At 53.4% G+C, this 659-nt stretch carries 1 protein-coding gene; it reads right to left on the bottom strand.

Going from position 1 to position 659, the window contains the following annotated elements; translation table 11 throughout:
- Positions 1–659, bottom strand: a 659-nt coding sequence (locus KJK34_RS15035; protein ID WP_223054703.1) for a PorP/SprF family type IX secretion system membrane protein, incomplete at both ends; no start/stop codon positions are given.

The raw sequence follows: 659 nt of genomic DNA, 5'->3' as shown, positions 1-659 counted from the left end.
CCGATCTCAAAACGCTCAAAGAACAAAAAGTTCAGGGAGCCGTCTACAGACGGCGATACATCAAAAGAGGACTTTACCATGAACGAGGGCTTCATCTTGGTGTTCTCTGATAACTGGAACACATAACCTCCCGTTAAGAAGTAGTGCGACACCTCAGAGCCGAACTCATACTCCTGCCCGTTATCGGTAAGGTCAAGGTGCTTGCTCTTAAGCATGTTGGGCACCGAGAAGGCCAGGTAGTAGTTGTTGGTATAGTAAAAGAAGCCTGCCCCTACGTTAAAGTAGGTGTTGTTCACGTTTTCCTGGAAAGCAGGGTCGCCGGGCTGCGGCACAAAGCCGTTGCCAATCTCGCTGTAAAGCCCCACATCATGGAAGGTTGCCCCTGCCTTGATGCCGAGTGCCAGGCGGTGCTCACCGCCAAGGTTAAGGGTATAGGAGAAGTCGGCATACACGTTGGTCTCGGTTACCGGGCCTATCTCATCCACAATGGCCGAGAGGCCAAGGCCTACATTCTTGCCTACAGGGCTGTGGCCGGAGAAGGTACCTGTGGTGGGTGCCCCCTCCACATCTACCCACTGGGCGCGGTAAAGCAAGCCGAAGGCAAGGTTCTCCTTTGATCCGGCATAGGCCGGGTTGATCACGTTCATGTTGTACATGTA

The organism is Flavobacterium coralii (assembly GCF_019891545.1).
Taxonomy (GTDB): domain Bacteria; phylum Bacteroidota; class Bacteroidia; order Flavobacteriales; family Flavobacteriaceae; genus Flavobacterium; species Flavobacterium coralii.
This window is presented reverse-complemented; position numbering and strand designations above follow the sequence as displayed.